This is a genomic window from Marinospirillum sp., assembly GCF_014859565.1.
Genome location: NZ_JACUUA010000058.1, coordinates 1 through 19,230, shown reverse-complemented (window position 1 = coordinate 19,230; position 19,230 = coordinate 1). Strand labels below are relative to the sequence as shown.

General features: G+C 52.0%; 19 protein-coding genes and 1 tRNA gene. 9 read left to right on the top strand and 11 right to left on the bottom strand.

Translation table 11 applies throughout. The annotated features are described in order from the left end of the window. Window positions 1-91: 91 nt before the first annotated feature. A tRNA-Leu gene (locus tag IBX50_RS09480) sits at window positions 92-178 on the bottom strand. A 154-nt stretch (window positions 179-332) separates the two neighbouring features. Here IBX50_RS09480 and rnr point away from each other — a divergent pair. The 7 genes from rnr (at window position 333) to dnaB (ending at window position 7,433) form a co-directional block, all read left to right on the top strand. Next, a complete protein-coding gene (rnr, locus tag IBX50_RS09475) occupies window positions 333-2,879 on the top strand; it encodes a ribonuclease R (RefSeq protein WP_292255346.1) in 2,547 nt (848 codons plus the stop codon). A gap of 9 nt (window positions 2,880-2,888) precedes the next feature. Next, window positions 2,889-3,662 carry a 23S rRNA (guanosine(2251)-2'-O)-methyltransferase RlmB gene (gene rlmB, locus IBX50_RS09470; protein ID WP_292255344.1) on the top strand — a complete coding sequence of 258 codons (774 nt, stop codon included), beginning with the start codon at window positions 2,889-2,891 and terminating at the stop codon, window positions 3,660-3,662. Window positions 3,663-3,853: 191 nt separating this feature from the next. Next, window positions 3,854-4,270, top strand: a complete 417-nt coding sequence (gene rpsF / locus IBX50_RS09465; RefSeq protein ID WP_292255342.1) for a 30S ribosomal protein S6 — start codon at window positions 3,854-3,856, stop codon at window positions 4,268-4,270. A 23-nt stretch (window positions 4,271-4,293) separates the two neighbouring features. Beyond that, window positions 4,294-4,521 carry a 30S ribosomal protein S18 gene (gene rpsR, locus IBX50_RS09460; RefSeq protein ID WP_292255340.1) on the top strand — a complete coding sequence of 76 codons (228 nt, stop codon included), beginning with the start codon at window positions 4,294-4,296 and terminating at the stop codon, window positions 4,519-4,521. Window positions 4,522-4,577: 56 nt separating this feature from the next. Then, window positions 4,578-5,444, top strand: a complete 867-nt coding sequence (locus IBX50_RS09455) for a hypothetical protein (protein ID WP_292255338.1) — start codon at window positions 4,578-4,580, stop codon at window positions 5,442-5,444. A gap of 18 nt (window positions 5,445-5,462) precedes the next feature. Then, entirely contained in the window at window positions 5,463-5,912 is a 450-nt protein-coding gene (gene rplI / locus IBX50_RS09450; protein ID WP_292255336.1) for a 50S ribosomal protein L9, read from the top strand. A gap of 111 nt (window positions 5,913-6,023) precedes the next feature. Further along, window positions 6,024-7,433, top strand: a complete 1,410-nt coding sequence (gene dnaB, locus IBX50_RS09445; protein ID WP_292255349.1) for a replicative DNA helicase — start codon at window positions 6,024-6,026, stop codon at window positions 7,431-7,433. 6 nt (window positions 7,434-7,439) lie between these two features. Here dnaB and IBX50_RS09440 read toward each other — a convergent pair whose 3' ends face one another. Continuing rightward, complete coding sequence (locus tag IBX50_RS09440) at window positions 7,440-7,907, bottom strand: hypothetical protein (protein WP_292255334.1); 468 nt, start codon at window positions 7,905-7,907, stop codon at window positions 7,440-7,442. A gap of 277 nt (window positions 7,908-8,184) precedes the next feature. Between IBX50_RS09440 and IBX50_RS09435 the strand changes: the two genes are divergently transcribed. Continuing rightward, the gene (locus IBX50_RS09435; RefSeq protein ID WP_292255332.1) at window positions 8,185-9,810 is read left to right on the top strand and encodes a methyl-accepting chemotaxis protein; all 1,626 of its coding nucleotides are present in this window, start codon (window positions 8,185-8,187) and stop codon (window positions 9,808-9,810) included. On the opposite strand, the gene IBX50_RS09430 is transcribed toward IBX50_RS09435, so the two are convergent. Further along, on the bottom strand, window positions 9,807-10,592 hold the full coding sequence (locus tag IBX50_RS09430; RefSeq protein WP_292255329.1) for a hypothetical protein: 786 nt from the start codon (window positions 10,590-10,592) through the stop codon (window positions 9,807-9,809). The genes IBX50_RS09435 and IBX50_RS09430 overlap by 4 nt on opposite strands. Window positions 10,593-10,789: 197 nt before the next feature. Here IBX50_RS09430 and IBX50_RS09425 point away from each other — a divergent pair, with 197 nt between their 5' ends. Next, window positions 10,790-11,557: a response regulator gene (locus tag IBX50_RS09425; RefSeq protein WP_292255327.1), complete on the top strand. Its 768-nt coding sequence runs from the start codon at window positions 10,790-10,792 to the stop codon at window positions 11,555-11,557. Between the two features lie 19 nt (window positions 11,558-11,576). Here IBX50_RS09425 and IBX50_RS09420 read toward each other — a convergent pair whose 3' ends face one another. The 8 genes from IBX50_RS09420 to IBX50_RS09385 all read right to left on the bottom strand — a co-directional run bounded on the left by IBX50_RS09420 (window position 11,577) and on the right by IBX50_RS09385 (window position 19,030). Continuing rightward, window positions 11,577-12,371 (bottom strand): thiosulfate oxidation carrier protein SoxY, encoded by a 795-nt coding sequence (locus IBX50_RS09420; RefSeq protein ID WP_292255325.1) that lies wholly within the window; start codon window positions 12,369-12,371, stop codon window positions 11,577-11,579. A gap of 28 nt (window positions 12,372-12,399) precedes the next feature. After that, a complete protein-coding gene (locus IBX50_RS09415; protein WP_292255323.1) occupies window positions 12,400-13,419 on the bottom strand; it encodes a YeeE/YedE family protein in 1,020 nt (339 codons plus the stop codon). After that, complete coding sequence (locus IBX50_RS09410; protein ID WP_292255321.1) at window positions 13,420-14,739, bottom strand: FCSD flavin-binding domain-containing protein; 1,320 nt, start codon at window positions 14,737-14,739, stop codon at window positions 13,420-13,422. An 11-nt stretch (window positions 14,740-14,750) separates the two neighbouring features. Continuing rightward, window positions 14,751-15,080 carry a c-type cytochrome gene (locus IBX50_RS09405; protein ID WP_292255319.1) on the bottom strand — a complete coding sequence of 110 codons (330 nt, stop codon included), beginning with the start codon at window positions 15,078-15,080 and terminating at the stop codon, window positions 14,751-14,753. Between the two features lie 138 nt (window positions 15,081-15,218). Next, window positions 15,219-15,992, bottom strand: a complete 774-nt coding sequence (locus tag IBX50_RS09400; protein WP_292255318.1) for a ferredoxin--NADP reductase — start codon at window positions 15,990-15,992, stop codon at window positions 15,219-15,221. A gap of 148 nt (window positions 15,993-16,140) precedes the next feature. Further along, window positions 16,141-17,193, bottom strand: coding sequence for a tRNA 5-methoxyuridine(34)/uridine 5-oxyacetic acid(34) synthase CmoB (gene cmoB, locus IBX50_RS09395; protein WP_292255314.1), 1,053 nt, complete (start codon window positions 17,191-17,193; stop codon window positions 16,141-16,143). Continuing rightward, entirely contained in the window at window positions 17,190-17,945 is a 756-nt protein-coding gene (cmoA, locus tag IBX50_RS09390; protein ID WP_292255311.1) for a carboxy-S-adenosyl-L-methionine synthase CmoA, read from the bottom strand. Before cmoA ends, cmoB begins: the two co-directional genes overlap by 4 nt. Beyond that, complete coding sequence (locus IBX50_RS09385; protein WP_292255308.1) at window positions 17,942-19,030, bottom strand: methyltransferase; 1,089 nt, start codon at window positions 19,028-19,030, stop codon at window positions 17,942-17,944. The genes cmoA and IBX50_RS09385 overlap by 4 nt, the downstream gene beginning before the upstream one ends. Window positions 19,031-19,230: the final 200 nt, after the last annotated feature.

Genomic DNA, 19,230 nt, shown 5'->3' with positions numbered 1-19,230 from the left:
TCCACGACCTTTCGATCACTGATACCTGAAACCAGCGCGTCTACCAATTCCGCCACCTGGGCAAGAAGTGCTGCAGTGCTGTTTGTTGAGATGGTGCCCAGAAGAAGACTCGAACTTCCACGACCTTTCGATCACTGATACCTGAAACCAGCGCGTCTACCAATTCCGCCATCTGGGCATCCCAACGGAGGCGTATTCTACAGACTCCAGGTTGTCTGGCAAGTGTTTTCTTGAAAATTTTTCAAACGCTTATTCGGGCAGCCTTGTGGCAACGTGTTAAACTGCTTGAATGCAGGTTTTTGCAACCACTCAATTTAGAAGGATTTACATTTATGCCAGCCATCTGGTCACTTGATAAAGACCCCTATGCCAATCGTGAGGCAGGAAAATACGAACATCCGGTTCCCAGTCGTGAATACATTCTGGAATGCCTGGAAGATGCCGGTCGCCCGATGACCCATGAGCAGTTGTGCCGTGCTTATGACATGTCGGATGAAACCTCGATAGAAGCCCTGCGTCGCAGATTAATTGCCATGGAGCGGGATGGTCAGTTGCTGGTTAACCGCCGCCGCGCTTATGCCTTGATTGATAAACTGGATTTGATTAAGGGCCGGGTACAGGCGCACCGTGATGGTTTTGGCTTTTTGGTGCCAGAAGGTGGCGGTGGCGATCTTTACCTGCACAACAAGCAGCTGGCCAAGGTGTGGGATGGTGATCTGGTGCTGGTACGCGAAATGGGTACCGATCAACGTGGCCGCCGTGAAGGGGTGATTGTTGAGATTCTGGAGCGGGGTGTGACCCAGCTGGTTGGTCGTCTGAAGTTTCAGCCAGGCGGTTTTGCTGTAGTGATCCCGGAAAACACCTCTCTGCACCATGAAGTGCTGATTCCACCGGATCAAATGGGTGGCGCACGCGAGGGTGAAATTGTTCAGGTCGAAATTCTGGAGCATCCCGGCCCACGCCGTATGGTGGTGGGTAAAATCACTGAAGTGCTGGGTGATTTTATGGCTGCCGGTATGGAGATCGAAGTAGCACTGCGCAGTTACAACCTGCCATTTGAATGGCCTGCACCGGTTGCCCAGCAGGCTAAAAAACTCAGCAGTGAAGTAGCTGACGCGGATAAGCTGCACCGAGTGGATTTACGCAAGCTGCCGCTGGTCACTATTGATGGTGAAGATGCCAAGGATTTTGATGATGCGGTGTATTGTGAAAAAAACCACAATGGCGGCTGGAAGCTTTGGGTGGCGATTGCGGATGTTTCCCACTATGTCACGGTGAATTCACCGCTGGATCATGAGGCACAAAAACGTGCCACTTCGGTGTATTTCCCCGGTCGGGTGATTCCGATGCTGCCAGAGGCCTTGTCCAATGGCCTGTGTTCGTTAAATCCTCATATTGATCGTTTGTGTATGGTCTGTGAGATGAACATCAGCAAAACGGGTGCTTTAACCCGTTACCAGTTTTTTGAAGGGGTGATGAACTCCAAGGCGCGTCTGACTTATACCCAGGTGGGTGCATTGCTGGATGAGCCAGAAGGACAGATGGCGAAGGAATTGAAAGATCGTTATCCAGCATTGATCAACCCGCTGCAGCAGTTACATGCTTTGTACAAGGCGTTACGTGCAGCCCGTGATGAGCGCGGCGCCATTGACTTTGAAACCCGCGAAACGCGTATTGTGTTTGGTGCGGATAAAAAGATCGAAAAAATTGTGCCGGTGGTGCGTAACGATGCTCACAAGATTATTGAAGAGTGCATGTTAAGTGCCAACGTGGCAACAGCACGTTTTCTGGAGAAACATAAGCTGGCCGGTTTGTACCGGGTGCATGAAGGGCCAAAAGCGGAACGCCTCGAAAGTCTGCGAGCATTCTTAGGTGAGCTGGGTATTGTGCTGGAAGGGGGTGATAAACCCACGCCGCAGGATTATCAGGAAGTGTTCAGCAAAATCCGTGGTCGACCAGATTCCGAGGTGATTCAGACCATGATGCTGCGCTCCATGCGTCAGGCTGTTTATACTCCGGTGAATGAAGGGCATTTTGGTTTAGCTTATCCGGCTTATGCCCACTTCACTTCACCGATTCGCCGTTATCCTGATTTGCTGGTGCATCGTGCTATTCGTGGCCTGGTTCGCAGTGGTCGTGAAACAGCCCATGTGCAGCGGGTGGACACCACCCCCACCGAGAAGCTGGAAAAATGGTTGCCCTACAGCCCACAGCAAATGCTGGAGCTGGGTGAACATTGTTCTATGGCAGAGCGCCGTGCGGATGAAGCCGTGCGGGATGTCACTGATTGGCTAAAGTGTGAATTCCTTTCTGCCCATCTGGGTGAAGTGTTCACTGGTCGTGTCAGTTCGGTAGTGGGTTTTGGTCTGTTTGTCGAGCTGGATGAGTTTTTTGTGGAGGGCTTGGTGCATATCAGTTCTCTGCCGGGTGATTATTATCACTTTGAGCCACAAAAGCAGCGTTTGAAGGGTGAGCGCAGCGGTCGCAGCTGGCGTTTGGGTGATCGTGTGGAAATTATTGTATCCCGCGTTAACCTGGATGAACGCAAGATCGACTTTGATTTAACCGAGAGCCTGGCAAAACCGACGCGGGCTCCACGCAAGCGTTCGGCACCCGTTGCGCGTCGCGGTGGTGTAACGCGTCCTTCTGCCAGCCAGGTGGCTGAACAGAGCGAAAAAGTTAAGCCGCCGGTAATGACGGTAGAAGTGCAGCCAGAGACCGAGGCCAAGCGCAAGAAAAAGAAGAAAAAGTCCGGCGCTAAAAAAGCGGCTGCTAAAGCGGTGGTTGTTTCCAAAGATGATGGCAAGAAAAAGAGCAGTAAAAAACGTAAAAAGCGCCCCGGCAAAAAAGAACGGGCTCGCAAGAACAAGGCTGAATAAAGAAGCAGCATGAATAAAAAACCGCGCAAACCAAAAATAGAAGCAACCCATAGTCTGGCCGGTGTATTTGGCTTTCACGCCGTAACCAGCCTGATACGCCACCGGGCAAAGCATATTGCCTACATCTGGGTGCAGCAAGGGCGGGATGATGCCCGTATGCAAGAGTTGGTGGAAGCGGCTCAGGCAGCAAATATCAAAATCGAAGTCCAGCCCCGTGAAACTCTGGATCGGGAAACAGACGGTGTGCATCAAGGTGTGGTTGCCTGGGTGCATCCACGTCAGGCCGGTAGTGAAACCGATCTGGAGCAGTTGCTGGAAAAGGCAGAAAAGCCACCGCTGCTACTGGTGCTGGATGGGGTTACTGATCCGCATAATCTGGGTGCTTGCCTGCGTTCTGCTGATGCAGCCGGAGCCGCTGCGGTGATTGTACCGCGTGATAAGTCTGCGGGGCTGAGTCCGACTGTACGCAAGGTGGCCTGTGGTGCCGCGGAGGTGTTGCCGCTGATCCAGGTGACTAACCTGTCCAGAACCCTGCGCAGTCTGCGTGATTATGGGGTGTGGGTGCTGGGCACGGCAGGTGAGGCTGAACAACTGATTTATCAGGTGGATCTGACCCGCTCGGTGGCACTGGTGATGGGTGCAGAGGGTCGCGGAATGCGTCGTCTGACCCGTGAGCACTGTGATGAGCTGGTGCGTTTGCCAATGGCTGGTGAAGTATCCAGTCTGAATGTGTCGGTTGCCAGTGGTATTGCCCTGTATGAGGCCGTACGCCAGCGGCTTTAAAACTTGCACTGCAAGCAGTGAAGCGGGTAAAATCCCGCGCTTGCTTGGGTAGTTGTCGGAAATTGGCTCAGGCACTGGCAGGCTGATTCTTGTTAAAAGATCGCTCTTGTTAGAATTTGCAGTTTCCTCCTTGCTTTTTATATCGGTTTGAATCACCGATTAAAAGGCTGTTAATCCGTAAGGAGCATTCAATGCGTCATTATGAAGTTATTTTTATGGTTCACCCTGACCAGAGCGAGCAGGTTCCTGCAATGGTCGAGCGTTACACCACTCTGGTGACTGAAAACCAGGGCGCCGTGCACCGCATGGAAGACTGGGGTCGCCGTCACCTGGCTTACCCGATCAACAAAATCACCAAGGCTCATTATGTTCTGATGAACATTGAGTGCCCGGAAAACGTAGTCAGTGAGCTGGAAGAAATCTTCCGCTACAACGATGCCGTGATCCGTAACCTGATTATTCGTATGAACGAAGCAGTGACTGAGCCTTCTCCCATGAAGAGCACTGAGTCCCGCGAAGATCGTCGTCGTGATGACCGCGATGATCGTGAAGATCGTGAAGATGACCGCGATGAGCAGTCTGACAACGATTCTGAAGACGCCGAATAACTTTTAAAATCAGGAGAATCACCATGGCTCGTTTTTTCCGTCGCCGTAAGTTCTGCCGCTTTACAGCTGAAGGCATCGAACAGATCGATTATAAAGATCTGGATCTGCTGAAAGGCTATGTCACTGAAACCGGCAAGATTGTTCCCAGCCGTATCACTGGCACCAAAGCCAAGTATCAGCGTCAGCTGTCTACTGCTATCAAGCGTGCCCGTTTCCTGGCGCTGCTGCCTTTCTCTGACAGCCACGAATAAGTTGAAGGGTCAGCAGGTCTGACCCTGATATTATGCGTGCAATTGCAGAGTTCGTAATGAAAAGCCCCGGTAGAGCCATAGGTTCTGCCGTGGTAACCTCCATGATTCCGTTCCTGACGCTGTTCAGCGGTGCCATAGTGGCGCTGGTCTGGCTGTATGCAGGGCGTAGTCATGGTTTAAAAGTGCTGCTGGCTGCCTGCTTGCCCGGTTTGTATTACTGGCTGGCAATGGACAGCCCTGATGTGCTGCTGGCGCTGGTTGGTTCAGCTTTGCTGGCCGATTTCCTGCGTGAAGGTAAGGCCTGGAGCCAGTTATTGCTGGTGGGTGCTTTGCTGGCTGCTGTTGTAGCACTGACCCTGAAGTGGTTGCCACCGGAGTTGATGAATACTCTGGTTACGGCACTGATGGAACACCAGGGCATGACTGAGCAATTCGAACTGGGTGCTGCAGATATGCAGCGACTGGTGGTGATGCTTGATCTGCTGCTGAATGGTGCCATTACCTCCTTGCAGTTATTGATGGTGCTGGGCAGTGTGCTGCTGGCGCGCTGGTGGCAAAGTCTGCTGTACAACCCCGGTGGTTTTCAGCGGGAATTTCATTCCATCAGATTACCTGCCTGGTCTGGATTGTTGCTCCCTGTGGTTCTGGTATTGGTTGCTGCTGGTCAGTCCTGGTTAATGCCGGTGATTCCTGTGCTGCTGGTTCCTCATCTTGTGGCTGGTGTTGCACTGGTTCACGGGGTATTTGGTATTAAAAAATACAACAGCTTCTGGCTGGGTCTGTTGTATGTCTCGTTGCTGTTTGCCCAGCCCTACATGAGTGTTCTGCTCGTACTGATCGCCCTGGCGGACAGTCTGATGAACTTTCGTCACCGACTGGCTCCTCCGCCCCCTCCTCCGCAGGATGGGGATGGTGAGGCCTAACGTCTTGAGGATGTAAAAATGCAAGTTATTCTGCTCGAAAAAATCAGCAAACTGGGTGCACTGGGTCAGGAAGTTAACGTAAAAAACGGTTATGGCCGTAACTTTCTGATTCCACAAGGCAAAGCTGTTCCTGCAACAGCTGAGAACCGTGAAGCTTTCCAACAGCGTCGCGCTGAGCTGGAAGCGGCTTCTGCTGAGCGTCTGGCTGCTGCCCAGGCTCGTAAAGAGAAACTGGAAGCACTGGAGCGTGTCACCATCGCTTCCAAAGCGGGTGATGAAGGCAAGCTGTTTGGTTCTATTGGTGGTCGTGACCTGGCTGAAGCAACCACTGCTGCCGGCGTTGAGCTGAACAAAAGTGAAGTGCGTCTGCCGAACGGCCCGCTGCGTCACATTGGTGAATTCGAGATTCAGGTTCACCTGCACACTGAAGTTGAAGCTGTACTGCGTGTGGCGATTGTTGCCGAATAAGTTTTCTGCAGTACACTGAGCCGAACCGGTGAATCACCGGCCCCGGTTCTGATCAAGGCACAGGGGCTTAACCTGTGCCTTTTTTTTGGGTTTAAAGCTTGAGGCTTGATGATGGATGACGCACGTTTCAGTGATGACAAAGAAGCCGCAGCAGTAAAACTGCCGCCTTATTCTCTGGAGGCTGAGCAATCTGTGCTGGGGGGCTTGATGATTGATAATGCCTCCCTGGATGCGGTGGCCGAAATGCTGGTGGAGGCTGATTTTTACCGACCAGGCCATCAGTATATCTTCAGTATCATGCTGGAACTGGCAAAGCGCAGCTCACCCTTTGATCCGGTGATTCTGTCTGCTGAATTGCGCTCCCACGAGTTATTGGACAAGGTGGGTGGTGATCCTTATCTGATCGAACTGGCGCGTAATACGCCCTCCACCAGTAACATTCTGGCCTATGCTCAGATCGTGCGCGAACGCTCCGTGCGGCGCAAACTGATTCAAGCAGCACGGCGTATTGCTGATTCCGCCTACAACCCGGAAGGTCGAACTTCCGATGAGCTGCTGAACGAAGCCGAGCGGGAAGTGTTTACCATTGCCGAGGAGCGCCCGAAATTTGGTGGCCCTCGTAATATTAATGATGTTGCAGCAGTGCTGCTGGAGAAGCTGGAGACACTGGATCTGAGTGCTTCCGGTATTACCGGCCTGACCACTGGCTTCAAGGATCTGGATGAAATGACGTCGGGTCTACAGCCCTCAGATCTGGTGATTATTGCCGGTCGTCCCTCCATGGGTAAAACCACCTTTGCCATGAATCTGGTGGAAAATGCCCTGATGGCAACCGATAAAGCGGTACTGGTTTTTTCCATGGAGATGCCAGCAGAACAGCTGTTGATGCGTATGTTTTCATCCTTGGGGCAGGTGGATCAAACCAAGGTGCGTACCGGGCAGTTGGTGGATCAGGACTGGGATCGCATCAGCTCCACCCTGGCTTTGTTAAAAGACAAAAAGCTGTATATTGATGATACCCCCGGCCTGTCACCTAATGATCTACGTACCCGCACCCGACGTATTGCCAAGGAAAATGGTGATGTAGCACTGGTGATGGTGGATTACCTGCAGCTGATGCGTGTGCCCGGCAACAGCGAAAACCGCACCGCTGAGATTTCCGAGATTTCCCGTTCGTTAAAAGCGCTGGCGAAAGAATTTCGTTGCCCGGTTGTGGCCTTGTCACAGCTGAATCGAGGCCTGGAGCAGCGCACCAACAAACGCCCGATTATGTCGGATCTACGTGAATCCGGTGCGATTGAGCAGGATGCAGACGTGATTGCTTTTGTGTACCGGGATGAGGTGTATTACCCGGAAAAAGAAGGTAATAAAGGGTTGGCGGAAATTGTGATCGGCAAACAACGTAACGGCCCGGTGGGCAGTGTGCATCTGCTGTTCACTGGTCGATTTACGCGTTTTGATGATCTGGAGCCGGGCAGCCTGGCTGCTTATAAAGATGCCGGGCTTATTTACAGTGATTGAGCTGTTTTAGCAGATCAGGCAACGATTACGCCGCCGGTCATAATGCAGCTCAATGGCGGCAAAGGCTTCTGGTTCGCTGAAAACACCCATCCATTCGTGCCGCAGGTCTGCGGCATAAATCACCTCCACCTGTGCAGCATCAATCGCTTTGATGCCATAACCACTCCAGGCGCTGCCCAGCTGTCCGGTAAATCGAGGGGCAGTCTGCTCCTGTGGGTGTTCCAGCCATAGGTTTACTTGCTCACTGTCCAGTGGCAGTAAGACCGTGGCTTTAGGGGTTTCAAGAAAACGCAGTTGTTGAACAGCCAGGCTGCCGGGATCATTAAAAGCCCCCAGGTGCAAGGCTTGATCCGGTTGCACCGCATAAAGATACCAGCAGGCCGGTGTTTTCACTCGCCAGAAAGACCAGTTTGTTTCCAGTTTGGCAGTTAATGGCTCAGGCTGGTGATTTTGTGTAAAGGTGGATGCAGGCATTTAAGTGCTCCTGATGTAAGGCTTTTCTTGAGCCAGCAGATACAAATTGTTCTCGCTGGCTATTGGAGGTGGCTGAATCACAGGTTAGGATCAGATGTTTCAGTGCTGATCAATCTTTCTGGCCGTGGTGATAAAGATACAGATTTTGTGGCGGAAAAGCTGTCGCTCTAATATGTTTTACCGACCTGTATCATGGACTTGCTCTTCTAAATAAAAGATCATGTAACCTTTATGTCGTGGTCTGGCGTTTATGCTAGGCACTAGGCGGAGAAACTGAATGAACAAGTGGTTTGCGGATACCTCCATCCAGACCAAAGTAAACGCGGTGCTCTTGAGTGTGTTGCTGGTGGTGATGGTTGTTTCAATGCTTTTCACCATTCGCAGTGAGCGAGCCATGGTTGAAGAAGCCATGGAGCAGAACGTCAGAGATATGACTGACAGCTATCTGGACACTCTGAATATTATGATGCTGACCGGTACTCTGGCACAGTTTCGTGAAGTGCATCGTGAAAAGGTGTTAAGTCAGCCTGGTATTACTGAAGCGCGGGTTCTGCGAGCCGAGCCGGTACGGCAGTTTTTTGGTCCGGGGGCGGATATTGACCAGCCACGAGACGAATTGGATCGACGTGCCTTGTCGGGTGAAGCGATTCAGGTGATTCAGAACACCAGTCAGGGCCGGGTACTGACAGTGCTTCGTCCCGTGATTAACCAGTCGAATTATCGTGGCACCAACTGTACAGCCTGCCACGTAGGCAGTGAGGGTCAGTTGCTGGGTGTGATTCGCCTGAGTTATTCACTGGCTGACTTGGATCGTCGTATCAACCTGAATCTGCTGCAACTGGGTGGTGTGCAACTGCTGTTGTTTATAGCTGGTGTGCTATTGATCTCCTGGGTGTTGTACCGAATCATCCTGCGCCCCTTGCGCTACCTGCGCAAAGCCATGCAGCAGGTTGAGGAACAGTCGGATCTAAGCATCCGGGTTCATACAGTCAGAAGCCGTGATGAAATTGGCACTCTGTCGGCTGCGTTTAACACCATGCTGGAGCGCTTTTCTGCCAGCCTGCGACAAGTGGCATCCACTACCCGTACCCTGAAATCCTCTGCCTACACCATTGCCACTGTGGCGGATGAAACGGTGCGTGCAGTGGACTCTCAGTTAGCTGAATCGGAACAGATGGCCAGCTCAATGGAACAGATGCAGGTCAGTGCCAATGAAGTGCGCGAGCATGCTCAAAGAACCTATCAGGCATCATCACAGGCTGATAATGAAGCCAGCTCCAGTCGTACCCTGACGCAGGAGAGTATCTCTGGCATCCATCAGCTGACCGAGCATCTTGAAAAAGCATCTGCTGTGATCAAGGCGCTGGATGAATACAGTGATGATGTGAGTAAGGTGCTGGAAATTATTACCGGTATTGCTGAGCAAACCAATTTATTGGCATTAAATGCCGCAATTGAGGCGGCTCGTGCCGGTGAAAGTGGCCGAGGTTTTGCCGTGGTCGCTGATGAGGTTCGCTCACTGGCAAACCGTACTCATGAAGCGACCCAGGAAGTGCGCCGTACCATTGATCGTCTGCAGGAAGAGGCCAAGGGTGCTGTGCGGATGATGGACACAGCCGGACAAGGTGCCCAGAGAAGTGTTGCAGATGTGGAGCGAGTGGGTAACTCTCTGACTCAGATTGCTGATGCAGTGACCAACATCAGCAGCCTGAATGCCCAGATGTCAACTGCAGCAGATGAGCAGCAGGAGGTTGCCGCGCGGGTCAGTGCTCAGGTATCACACATTGGCACCATCGCTCAGCAGACCTCCGCGGATGCCAGTAAATCCTCACGAGTCAGTGAGGATCTGGTGAAGCTGGCCGATCACCTGGAAAAGCTGGTGGATGAGTTCAAGCTGGATTAATGAATGACCTTGCTGCCGACCACATCACCTACGGTTGACATAAAATAAACCGGATCAAAGGATGGCGGCAGCTTGTCATGGATGATGAAATACATAAACACGGCGTGTAATGCACCAAAGCGGTAGAAAATACCGCTGATGCTGCGGGTGATCAGGCTGGGTTGATGGCGCTGCAACTTAAGTTTGCTGCTGGCAGCACCAAATAAAAAACCGTAGGTGGCACCAACAATCTTCTGGTCGGCCTTTAAACGCCCGCTTTTCACCAGCTCCCTGGAAATTTTAACTGCATCCCTAATGGATCGACCCAGTGAAAATGCCAGCTGGCGGCTGACATTGTTGGTCGATTCCGTTTTGTGTGCCATCAGTCGGTGTTTTTCTGCCAGTACCCGGTGAGCTGTTGCCAGGTGCAGGTTGATGTGTCCGCCCAGTGTTAAACGATAAAACACATGCTCACTCAGGTGGGTAAAAAACCCTTTGCGACTGAAAAAAATGACGCAGCGGTTGATGACATCCTTAAAAGAGAAAAAAGGCATGGTGGCCATGGGCACAACAATCAACAGGGTGCTTAACATACCCAAGCTGAGTACCAGAGTGCGCCGACGCAGAATCATGCCCTCAAAGAGTCCGAATAACATCAGAGAGATGATCAGCAGTACCACCAGTGCCAGAAGCAGGGTATTTAACAGGTGGCTGAATAAAAATCCGATGCCTTGTCTGCTGGAAAGTACCGCTTTAAGAAAGCGGTGGGTTTCATAAATACGAAAAGCAAAAGGCGTTGTCATCCAGGGGTCTCCATGTAACCCGGAGTTTTCCAGGGTGAAAATAATGTCATGGTTAAGGTGTAACTGCCTTACTATATCAAAGTTTGCACCTGTGATCCGAGTTTGTGATCCGAGTTTGTGATCTGATGGACTATCACGGGCTTTCAGATGCTCTTAAACTTAACAGAATATTATGCTCTCCTGCGTGGGTTAAGAAGATGCTCGATAAAGATGTGGTTCTAGTGGTAGATGACTCAGCAACAGCGCGTACAGCAATCATTAATGTGCTGCGCGATCGCTTGTTCTGCAAGGAAGTAATTGAAGCTGCTGACGGACAGGAGGCATTACGCCTGCTCAAGCAACGTCCTGATATCGACTGGATCTTCTGTGACTGGGAAATGCCGGTGATGGCTGGTGATGAGCTGCTGGCAGCAGTACGGGATAATCCAGCCACTGCGCACTTGCCATTTATTATGATTACCTCCAAAGGCGATCGGGATTCATTGGTCACTGCTGTTCAGCTGGGCGCTACTTCTTTTGTGGTCAAACCTTTTACGGCTAAAAAGCTGGTAGAAAAAGTGTTTCTTGCGCGTGGACGCATGGAGCGGCGTAATGCCGAACGAATTCGCGCTGCACGTGGGCAGAAGGTGTTTATGAAGTTTGCCAGTGGTGATTTGATTGAGGCTGACCTGATTGATGTTTCACTGTCAGGCATTCAGGTGCTGGCGGATCACGAGGGAATGCGGCAGGTGACGGTTTTTGACAGCGTTCAGATCAAGCTGCTTTTGCCTGGTACAGAAAAAACAGCCACGATGCCTTGCCAGGTGATTCGATTGGAAGCCGACCCACTGCACCCTTCCCGTATTGACAAAATCCGGATAGCCACACGCTTCCAGCCGATGGATACCGAAGCGCGTAACTATCTGGTTGATTATATCGAAGCGACCAGTAAACGCGGTGCGGCATCTGCAGAAACGATCAACTGATTGTTTCCTGTAAGCAAAATCACAGGTTCAGATCCCTCTGTTCAATCAGACTCTGACCCTGTTGATCCTGCCAGATAAAGGCCGCTTTACTGCTTTGTGTTAACTTCAGATTCAGACGTACATAAGGATTGGCAGAGGTGCCGGTGTAAAAGCGGGTTTCCATCGCCGGTTGTTGATCCAGTGTCAGTCGCAGACTTTTGATCAGGTTCTGAGGCAACAGCATCCCTTCACTGTTACGGCGCAGTCCGGTTTCCATCGGGTGGTTGATCAGGGTGCGAATTTCGGCATTCTGATTGGCCTGTAAGCGTCTGGGTAGGGCTATACGCGGGTTTTGCATTCCGCCATCCGCTTGTTCATCACTGCGCATCAGGCAGCCGCTCACGGTGACTCTCACTTCCCGTTCAGTAATCCAGGTGTGTCCAGCATGACTGGTTGCCAGGGCAATCACCGTCTGGCTTTCATTCAGGCGGACACGCGTGGACAAATCGGCCACAACCCGTGGGTCATGAAAAACAAAATCAATAATCTCAGGGTTGGGGTTGCCGGTGGAAAAAATCCGCAGGGATTTTAATGAGTCACCTTCTGGCAGTTTTGCAGTAAAAACAACCGATAGCGGCACTGCAGATCCATCCTCCGATACCAGTGGTAAATCCAGAGTTAATCCCTGGGTGGCAGGTTGACGGCCTTGCAGAGCTTGTTGTACTGGAGCAAAACTTTGCCATTGGGCTGCCAGCAAATTGCTGGAAACAGCCAATAACACCAGACCACAGATGAGATGAATGGGCAGCAGGTGTTGGAGAGCGCGCTTGATCATGATTGAGTCCGGGTTGTGGTGATGTTGTTCAGCTTTGATGGCGTCGGATACCCAGCCCTGCACCGGCCAGAATACCGAATAAAGCCGGGAAGCTTGCCAGAGCAAGTGTGGAAAATCCAGTCAACGCTTGCCCAAACGAGCAACCCAGTGCCAGTACACCACCTACACCCATCAGCAAACCACCGATAATACTGCTCTGCAGTTGTTTACTGGATTCAAAACTTTGCCAGTGAAACTCACCACTCAGCACCGCGCGGGATGCGGCACCCAGTAAAACACCGGCAACCAGTACCACGCCAAAACTGGCACGAGTACCGGTGGATAACATCAGGTATTGCTGGCTTTCAGCAATCGGAGCAATAAACGTCAGGGAAGCCAGGCGCATGGGATTAAAGTCATCTGCACCCACTACACCTGTTAACCACCAGCCGATAGGCACCAACAGGCCAATCAACAGGCCGCCCAGCAGGTTTTTTGGGGATTGCAGTAGCTGCCCCTTGTAGAAGGCGGCAAACAGCAACAGTGCAAGCAGGGGCAGGCTGAAGACTTGTGGCAGAACACTAAAAGGAAGGTTCAGACGGGTGAGGTTTTCCAGTTCAACTCGCACAGGAGCCAGTACACCGGATAGGGTAATGCCAGCACCCAGTGCCAGGCAAAACAGGGTTAACAAAGAGCGCAGGTTACCACTGGCTAGTAATACCAGGCTGCGTGCACCGCAGGCATTGGCACGGGACATGCCGTAACCGAACATCAGGCCACCCAGTAAAAGTAGCGGCAAGGAGGGTGCTGACTGGGCATACAGAGACTGTCCAAGATTCACCCAGTCTAGATAGACCAGCAGTTGACTGCCCGCCAGTGCCACGGCCATGGCCAGCAGAAAGGCTTTTAACTTGAGGCTATTGCCCTGCTGTTTCTGCTCGACCAGACCGCGCAATAAACAGAAACGACTCCACTGGATCAGGCCGCCAAGCAGCAATCCCAGCAGTGCAGTTCCCCACAGCGCCAGGCGCTGTGGGTTATCCAGCAGATCGTAATACAGGTCAATCATTTACAGTTTGGTGCCCCAGGTATCCTGACTGATGGCATTGTACCAGCCAACCGCGTATTCGGCTTCATTACGACGGATGGAGGAGGGTGCTTTGGCAGCACTGAGACCACCTGATCCGGGTGTTTCAATGATGCGGTTTTCATCATTCAGACGATACACACCGGCAACAGAGATACCATACTCCGGGTTGACCAGGCTGTAACAGGTGTTAGCCCAGTAGGGATCAACAGTATCTGTGCCTTCCAGTGAGGCAACAATGGCAGCTGCAGCAACCTTGCCCTGAGCATTGGCAGCAAAACCGGATTTGGGCATGGGAGCAGCTACGGTGGCATCACCGACCACGTAGATATCCTTGACCCGCTCGGATTCAAAGGTGCGCGGATTCACTGGCACCCAGCCGCTTTCATTGGTGACACCAGCACGCTCGGCAATCACACCGGCTTTTTGTGGCGGCACTACGTTAAGTACGGATGCTTTGTGTACTGTACCAAATTCAGTGATGACTTCACGTTTGGCGGCATCGACACGGGTCACCCGACCATCATTGGACAGGCCAACCCACTCAATACGATCACCATAAACTTCTTTCCAGGCTGCAGTGAACAGCCCTTGTTTGGAGAAGTTGTCCTTGGAATCCAGAATCAGCACCTTGGAGCGGGGTTTGTGCTGGCTGAAGTAGTGGGCAATCATGCTGGCACGTTCATAAGGTCCGGGCGGGCAGCGGAAAGGATTGGCGGGAGCGGAAAGGATGTACACACCACCATCGTCCATCTGCTCCAGCTGTTTGCGCAGCAACAGGGTTTGTGGGCCGGCTTTCCAGGCGTGAGGCGCCAGTTCTGCTGCCTGTTGATCGTAACCTTCGATGCTGTTCCAGCGGAAATCGATACCCGGTGAAAGCACCAGACGGTCGTATTTTAAGGTGCTGCCAGTGGACAGGCGCAGGGTATGGGCAACTGGATCAACGTCTTCTGCCAAGGCATGAATCACCTTGACGCCATAAACCTCTTGCAGCTCTTGGTAGTTGTGACCGATGGAATCCATATTCCGCTCACCGGCTAGCACCAGATTAGAAAAGGGGCAGGTATAGAAGGTTTTGTTGGGTTCAATCAGGGTGACATCAATAGCTGGGTTGCCACGCTTGATGTATTTGGCTGCTGTTGCACCACCAAAACCACCACCCACAACGATCACTCGTCCGGCTGTGCCGCTGGAAATTCCGGTCGCGCCGCAGGCACTCAGTAAGGGCAGCAGGGATACCGCACCGGCACCTTTCAGTAGGCTGCGACGGGAAACCAGAGCAGTTTTTTGATCAGCATTCATGGTGCGTATCCTTATTTTTTATCAACGGTGGCAAAGTATTGAGCCAGAGCAGCCAGCTCGGCATCGGTATAACCTTTTGCCAGTCGATCCATCACTGTGGCATGGGGCTGTTCACCCCGTTTAAAGGACAGGAGTTGTGCTTCCAATACCCGTGCAGGACGCCCTGCAATGGCTGGAATGGCACCGGCCAGGCGGCCATCGGTACCGTGGCAGTTGGCGCACGAGCCTGCCAGTACCTGAATCTGGCGTTGTTCAGTTGTGGCGGCCTGAACACTGGATACAGCCAGCAGGCTGAGCAGCCCAGCGCTGGCAAAAGTAACAAAAGACTGTTTGTTGAGCATGATGGATCGGCCTTGTTCTAAGGTTATGTAGCAAGAATGCGATGACTCTAGCGCAGAGTTTTAACAGCGACAAAGAATAAAAGGTGATTCTTTTATTCTATTGGCGCATAACGCATTCCTTTGATGAGTAATTACCGATCAATCAACAAAAGCGCGTTCAATCACATAGTCACCCGGATCACCCAGACGTGGAGAAATGTTAAAACCCCGTTGATCCAGCATGTTGCTGATGTCTTTTAACATCTGCGGGCTGCCACAGATCATGGCGCGATCGGTTTCAGGGTTGAGTTCCGGTAATCCCAGATCACTTGCCAGTTGGCCACTGGCTGCCAGATCGGTGATGCGACCTTGATGGACAAAAGATTCGCGAGTCACTGCCGGGTAATACACCAGCTGGTTTTTGATTTGTTCACCTAGGTATTCGTGTTTGGGTAGTTCCTGGGTGATGAACTCACGATAAGCCAGATCTTTTTCCCAGCGTACACCGTGCAGCACAACCACTTTTTCAAACCGCTCGTAGGTTTCCGGATCCTGAATCACGCTAAGGAAAGGAGCCAGACCCGTGCCAGTGCTGAATAGATAAAGGTTTTTACCGGGTTTTAAATCATCCAGCACCAGGGTGCCGGTGGGTTTTTTACTGATCATCAGCTGATCACCTTTTTTAAGGTGCTGCAGACGCGAGGTCAGCGGGCCGTCTTGTACCTTGATGCTGAAAAATTCCAGCTGGTCTTCATAGTTGGGGCTGGCAATGCTGTAAGCACGCATTAACGGGCGACCGTCCACTTCCAGTCCGATCATCACAAACTGACCATTTTTGTAACGTAATCCGGCATCACGGGTGGTGGTGAAGCTGAACAGGTGATCTGTCCAGTGGTGAACCCCGGTGACTTGTTCAGCGTAAAACTTGCTCATGGATTGCCCTCGTGCAGCTTAATAGCCAAGTAAAAAGATCAGCTATTTTAGCCAGTAAGTTGCAGCAGGGCGAAATGGTTTGTTTTTATAATCTTATGCTATTTAAAGATAATCTTTTAGACCTTAAGTGACTAAACGGTTGGGTGTGTCAGTTGTTCCCCACCGAGCCGGGTTTATCCGCCAGCATAATGGCGCGTAAAGGTGCTGGATAACCCTCGCGGGTGAGTGTGGGATTATCTGGATCAAGAAAGTCAGCCAGGGACATAAAGGTCATCCATTGTGTTGCGCGTTGTTCATCGGTACTGGTTTGATTGAGATCCACACAACGGATATTGGTGAAACCACTGCGTCTGAGCCAGAGTTCCAGCAGCGCAACTGAAGGCAGAAACCAGACATTACCCATGGCCGCATAACGATCTTCCGGCATCAGGCACTGGTGTACATCACCGGGCACCACTAGAGTTTCCAGCACCAACTCACCACCGGGGCGCAGGCAGTCTTTTAATTCCAGCAGATGATCAATGGGGGAACGGCGATGGTAAAGCACCCCCATGGATAATACCGTGTCAAAGGCTTCAATCTGTGCGGGCACATCTTCGATGCCTAGCGGCAGATGAAAAACCGCCGGTCGGGGTTTGCCATCCAGTGATGTGGCACCCATGAGTTTGCGTACTGCCTCAAACTGCGCAAAATAACGGGGGGAGGGATCAATACACAGGATGAATCGGGCACCGGCACCGGCAATGCGCCAGGCGTGATAACCGGAACCACCCCCCACGTCCAACACTTTACGATCACGCAAATCACTCAAGTGAGGTGCCAGCCGGTTCCATTTAAAATCTGAGCGCCACTCGGTATCAATATGGGTGCCATGCAACTGAAAAGGCCCTTTGCGCCAAGGCATCAGGTCTTGCAGCAGTCCCCGGATCATACGCTGCTGGTTGTCACTCAAGGGTTCGCCTTGTTCCAGCACACCCTCGGTTGCACCCACTTCTGCACAATCCAGCCAGTGTTGTGACTGGTTGATCAAAGGTAATTTTTCGATGCGTTTCCACCAGCCAACAAACTCCGGGTAACGCTGGGTATCCAGAGCTTTTTTGAGTTGTTCAGGCAGTTGTGCCATCCAGGTATGCAGGCCGGGAGATTGACGACCTTCTGTTGCCATACATTGCAGCAACTCGGAAAAATCAGGTGAGTTCACGGCTGGTCTCCTTTTAATGCCAGAAAGGATGCAAAGTTCAGATACTGGAACCACTGGGCATTAAAGCTGAAACCGGCTTGATTCAGGCGCTGCAGTTGCTGTTCAGCCGTGTCGGTGCGCAGCACGTCTTCCAGCGCGGTGCGTTTCTGGCTGATTTCCATATCGGAGTAACCATTGGCACGTTTAAAGTCATGGTGCAGTTCATACAGCAGCTGTGCCTGACGGGGATCATTAAAGTGAATTTTTTCACTCAGAATTAAGGCGCCACCGGGTCGCAGCGCCTGAAACAGGCGGTTAATCAAGGGCTGGCGGTCTTCCGGTGGCAGAAACTGCAAAGTGAAGTTCAGTAGAATCAGGTCGCTGGGCTGGTAATCCAGCTGGCGGATATCCGCGCACAGGGTGGTGACCTTGCGTGCTGGCAGGGTTTCAGCCAGTAGGCTGGCACAGCGTTCAGTCATGGCGGGTGAATTATCCACTGCAATCAGTTCCAGTTGCTGCAGATCACTCAGCTGTTGTGCCACGCTGAGGGTGGCAGCACCCAGTGATGCACCCAGATCATAGACCCGTCCGTTTTCCGGTACATAACGCCGAGCAATCACACCAGCCATGCCCAGGATTTGTGAATAACCGGGAACCGAGCGTTTGATCATGTCGGGAAAAACCCGGACGACCTGCTCATCAAAAGAAAAGCTGGCCAGCTTGTCCAGCGGGTTGGCAAATAGTGCATCACGCGGGATGGAGGAAGAAGTCATTGTTTGCCTCGGATTGCCAGATAAACGCGGAATTTGCCGTTTTCCGCCACACTTGTAAAGCTTCCGAAGGCTTGTTCCAGTAAATCCGGATAGGGCAAAAAGCGATTGGCAACAATCCACAACTGCCCACCGGGTTTTAAAAACTCCGGTGCCTGATGAATCAATCGACTGGCCAGTTCATAATCTGTGTCTTTGCCGGTATGAAAAGGCGGGTTGCTGATGATCAGATCAAACCCTCCAGCGGGTGTGTGGGATTCCACACCCGTGAAAATATCCGCAGCAAAAACCTGCGCCTGCTGTTGTGGATTGGCAGGCAATTGATTGGCCGACAGGGTGGCACGGGTTGCCTGCAGGGCAAATCCACTGACATCACAGGCAGTTAGTTGCAAATCAGGGTGGTGTTGCAGCAACCAGGCACCCAGCAGACCACAACCACAACCGATATCCAGCAGCCGCCCCTTGTTGAGCAAGTCTGACGACTGGGCAAAAGCCTGCAGCAGTAATGCAGAACCTTCATCCACCCGGCCATGACTGAATACACCCGGCTGGCTGATTAGAGACAGTTGATCCGGCCCCTGCCATTGATGAATAAGGGTGTGTTCATTAATCAGATCTATTGCCGGTTGCAGGTTATCCACTGAATAAAGGGCGCAGCGCCTTGCTGAATCCATCTTGCCGATATCAACGCCACTCTGTTGTAACTGTTTTGCCAGTGCCTTGATACCACCATGGGTTTCACCCAGCAGCAGCAGCTCTTCCGGGATCAGGGTTTGCAGTTGTTTTAACCACCAGTAGCCTTCTTCTTTGGCTTTTGGCCAGAAAACCAAAGTACGACCAGGCAGTTGCTCCGGTGCGGATTCGGCATTAAAAAAGCTGCGGATACCAGCACGGGTAGCTTGTTGATGGGCGCGCCAGTCGGCTGTCCATAATTGCAGGGTTTGCCCTGAATGCTGAAAATCTGCTGCCAGATCCTGCCAGTTCAGACCAGCCGGAGCGGCCAGCAGATTTAACGGTTGATCTTGCCACTGGGATCGTTGACGAAATAAAAACTGGTTGATTGGGCTGTTGCTGGGTGGATTTGGCATGGCGATTCGAGTCTTGCTCTGCTAGATAAATAAGGAGGGGCATGAAAGGTGAGTAAAGATAGACTTTTTAGCAAAATCCGCGTAAACCCTCGCTCAATCGGGCGGGGATATAAGCGGGAACCGCGCAGCGGTTCTATTCAGGGGTGGCTTGGCTCTGCACATACTCACGCAAAGTCTCAATCGTTGCCCCGCCTGCGCTA

Excerpts from the sequence above, each read along its gene's own strand:
- IBX50_RS09455 (WP_292255338.1), top strand. The coding sequence starts at position 4,578 with ATGAAAAGCCCCGGTAGAGCCATAGGTTCTGCCGTGGTAACCTCCATG.
- IBX50_RS09430 (WP_292255329.1), bottom strand. The coding sequence starts at position 10,592 with ATGACAACGCCTTTTGCTTTTCGTATTTATGAAACCCACCGCTTTCTT.
- IBX50_RS09400 (WP_292255318.1), bottom strand. The coding sequence starts at position 15,992 with ATGAGCAAGTTTTACGCTGAACAAGTCACCGGGGTTCACCACTGGACA.
- IBX50_RS09425 (WP_292255327.1), top strand. The coding sequence starts at position 10,790 with ATGCTCGATAAAGATGTGGTTCTAGTGGTAGATGACTCAGCAACAGCG.
- dnaB (WP_292255349.1), top strand. The coding sequence starts at position 6,024 with ATGGATGACGCACGTTTCAGTGATGACAAAGAAGCCGCAGCAGTAAAA.
- IBX50_RS09440 (WP_292255334.1), bottom strand. The coding sequence starts at position 7,907 with ATGCCTGCATCCACCTTTACACAAAATCACCAGCCTGAGCCATTAACT.
- rplI (WP_292255336.1), top strand. The coding sequence starts at position 5,463 with ATGCAAGTTATTCTGCTCGAAAAAATCAGCAAACTGGGTGCACTGGGT.
- IBX50_RS09405 (WP_292255319.1), bottom strand. The coding sequence starts at position 15,080 with ATGCTCAACAAACAGTCTTTTGTTACTTTTGCCAGCGCTGGGCTGCTC.
- IBX50_RS09435 (WP_292255332.1), top strand. The coding sequence starts at position 8,185 with ATGAACAAGTGGTTTGCGGATACCTCCATCCAGACCAAAGTAAACGCG.
- IBX50_RS09385 (WP_292255308.1), bottom strand. The coding sequence starts at position 19,030 with ATGCCAAATCCACCCAGCAACAGCCCAATCAACCAGTTTTTATTTCGT.
- IBX50_RS09410 (WP_292255321.1), bottom strand. The coding sequence starts at position 14,739 with ATGAATGCTGATCAAAAAACTGCTCTGGTTTCCCGTCGCAGCCTACTG.
- rnr (WP_292255346.1), top strand. The coding sequence starts at position 333 with ATGCCAGCCATCTGGTCACTTGATAAAGACCCCTATGCCAATCGTGAG.
- rpsR (WP_292255340.1), top strand. The coding sequence starts at position 4,294 with ATGGCTCGTTTTTTCCGTCGCCGTAAGTTCTGCCGCTTTACAGCTGAA.
- cmoA (WP_292255311.1), bottom strand. The coding sequence starts at position 17,945 with ATGACTTCTTCCTCCATCCCGCGTGATGCACTATTTGCCAACCCGCTG.
- rlmB (WP_292255344.1), top strand. The coding sequence starts at position 2,889 with ATGAATAAAAAACCGCGCAAACCAAAAATAGAAGCAACCCATAGTCTG.
- rpsF (WP_292255342.1), top strand. The coding sequence starts at position 3,854 with ATGCGTCATTATGAAGTTATTTTTATGGTTCACCCTGACCAGAGCGAG.
- IBX50_RS09415 (WP_292255323.1), bottom strand. The coding sequence starts at position 13,419 with ATGATTGACCTGTATTACGATCTGCTGGATAACCCACAGCGCCTGGCG.
- IBX50_RS09420 (WP_292255325.1), bottom strand. The coding sequence starts at position 12,371 with ATGATCAAGCGCGCTCTCCAACACCTGCTGCCCATTCATCTCATCTGT.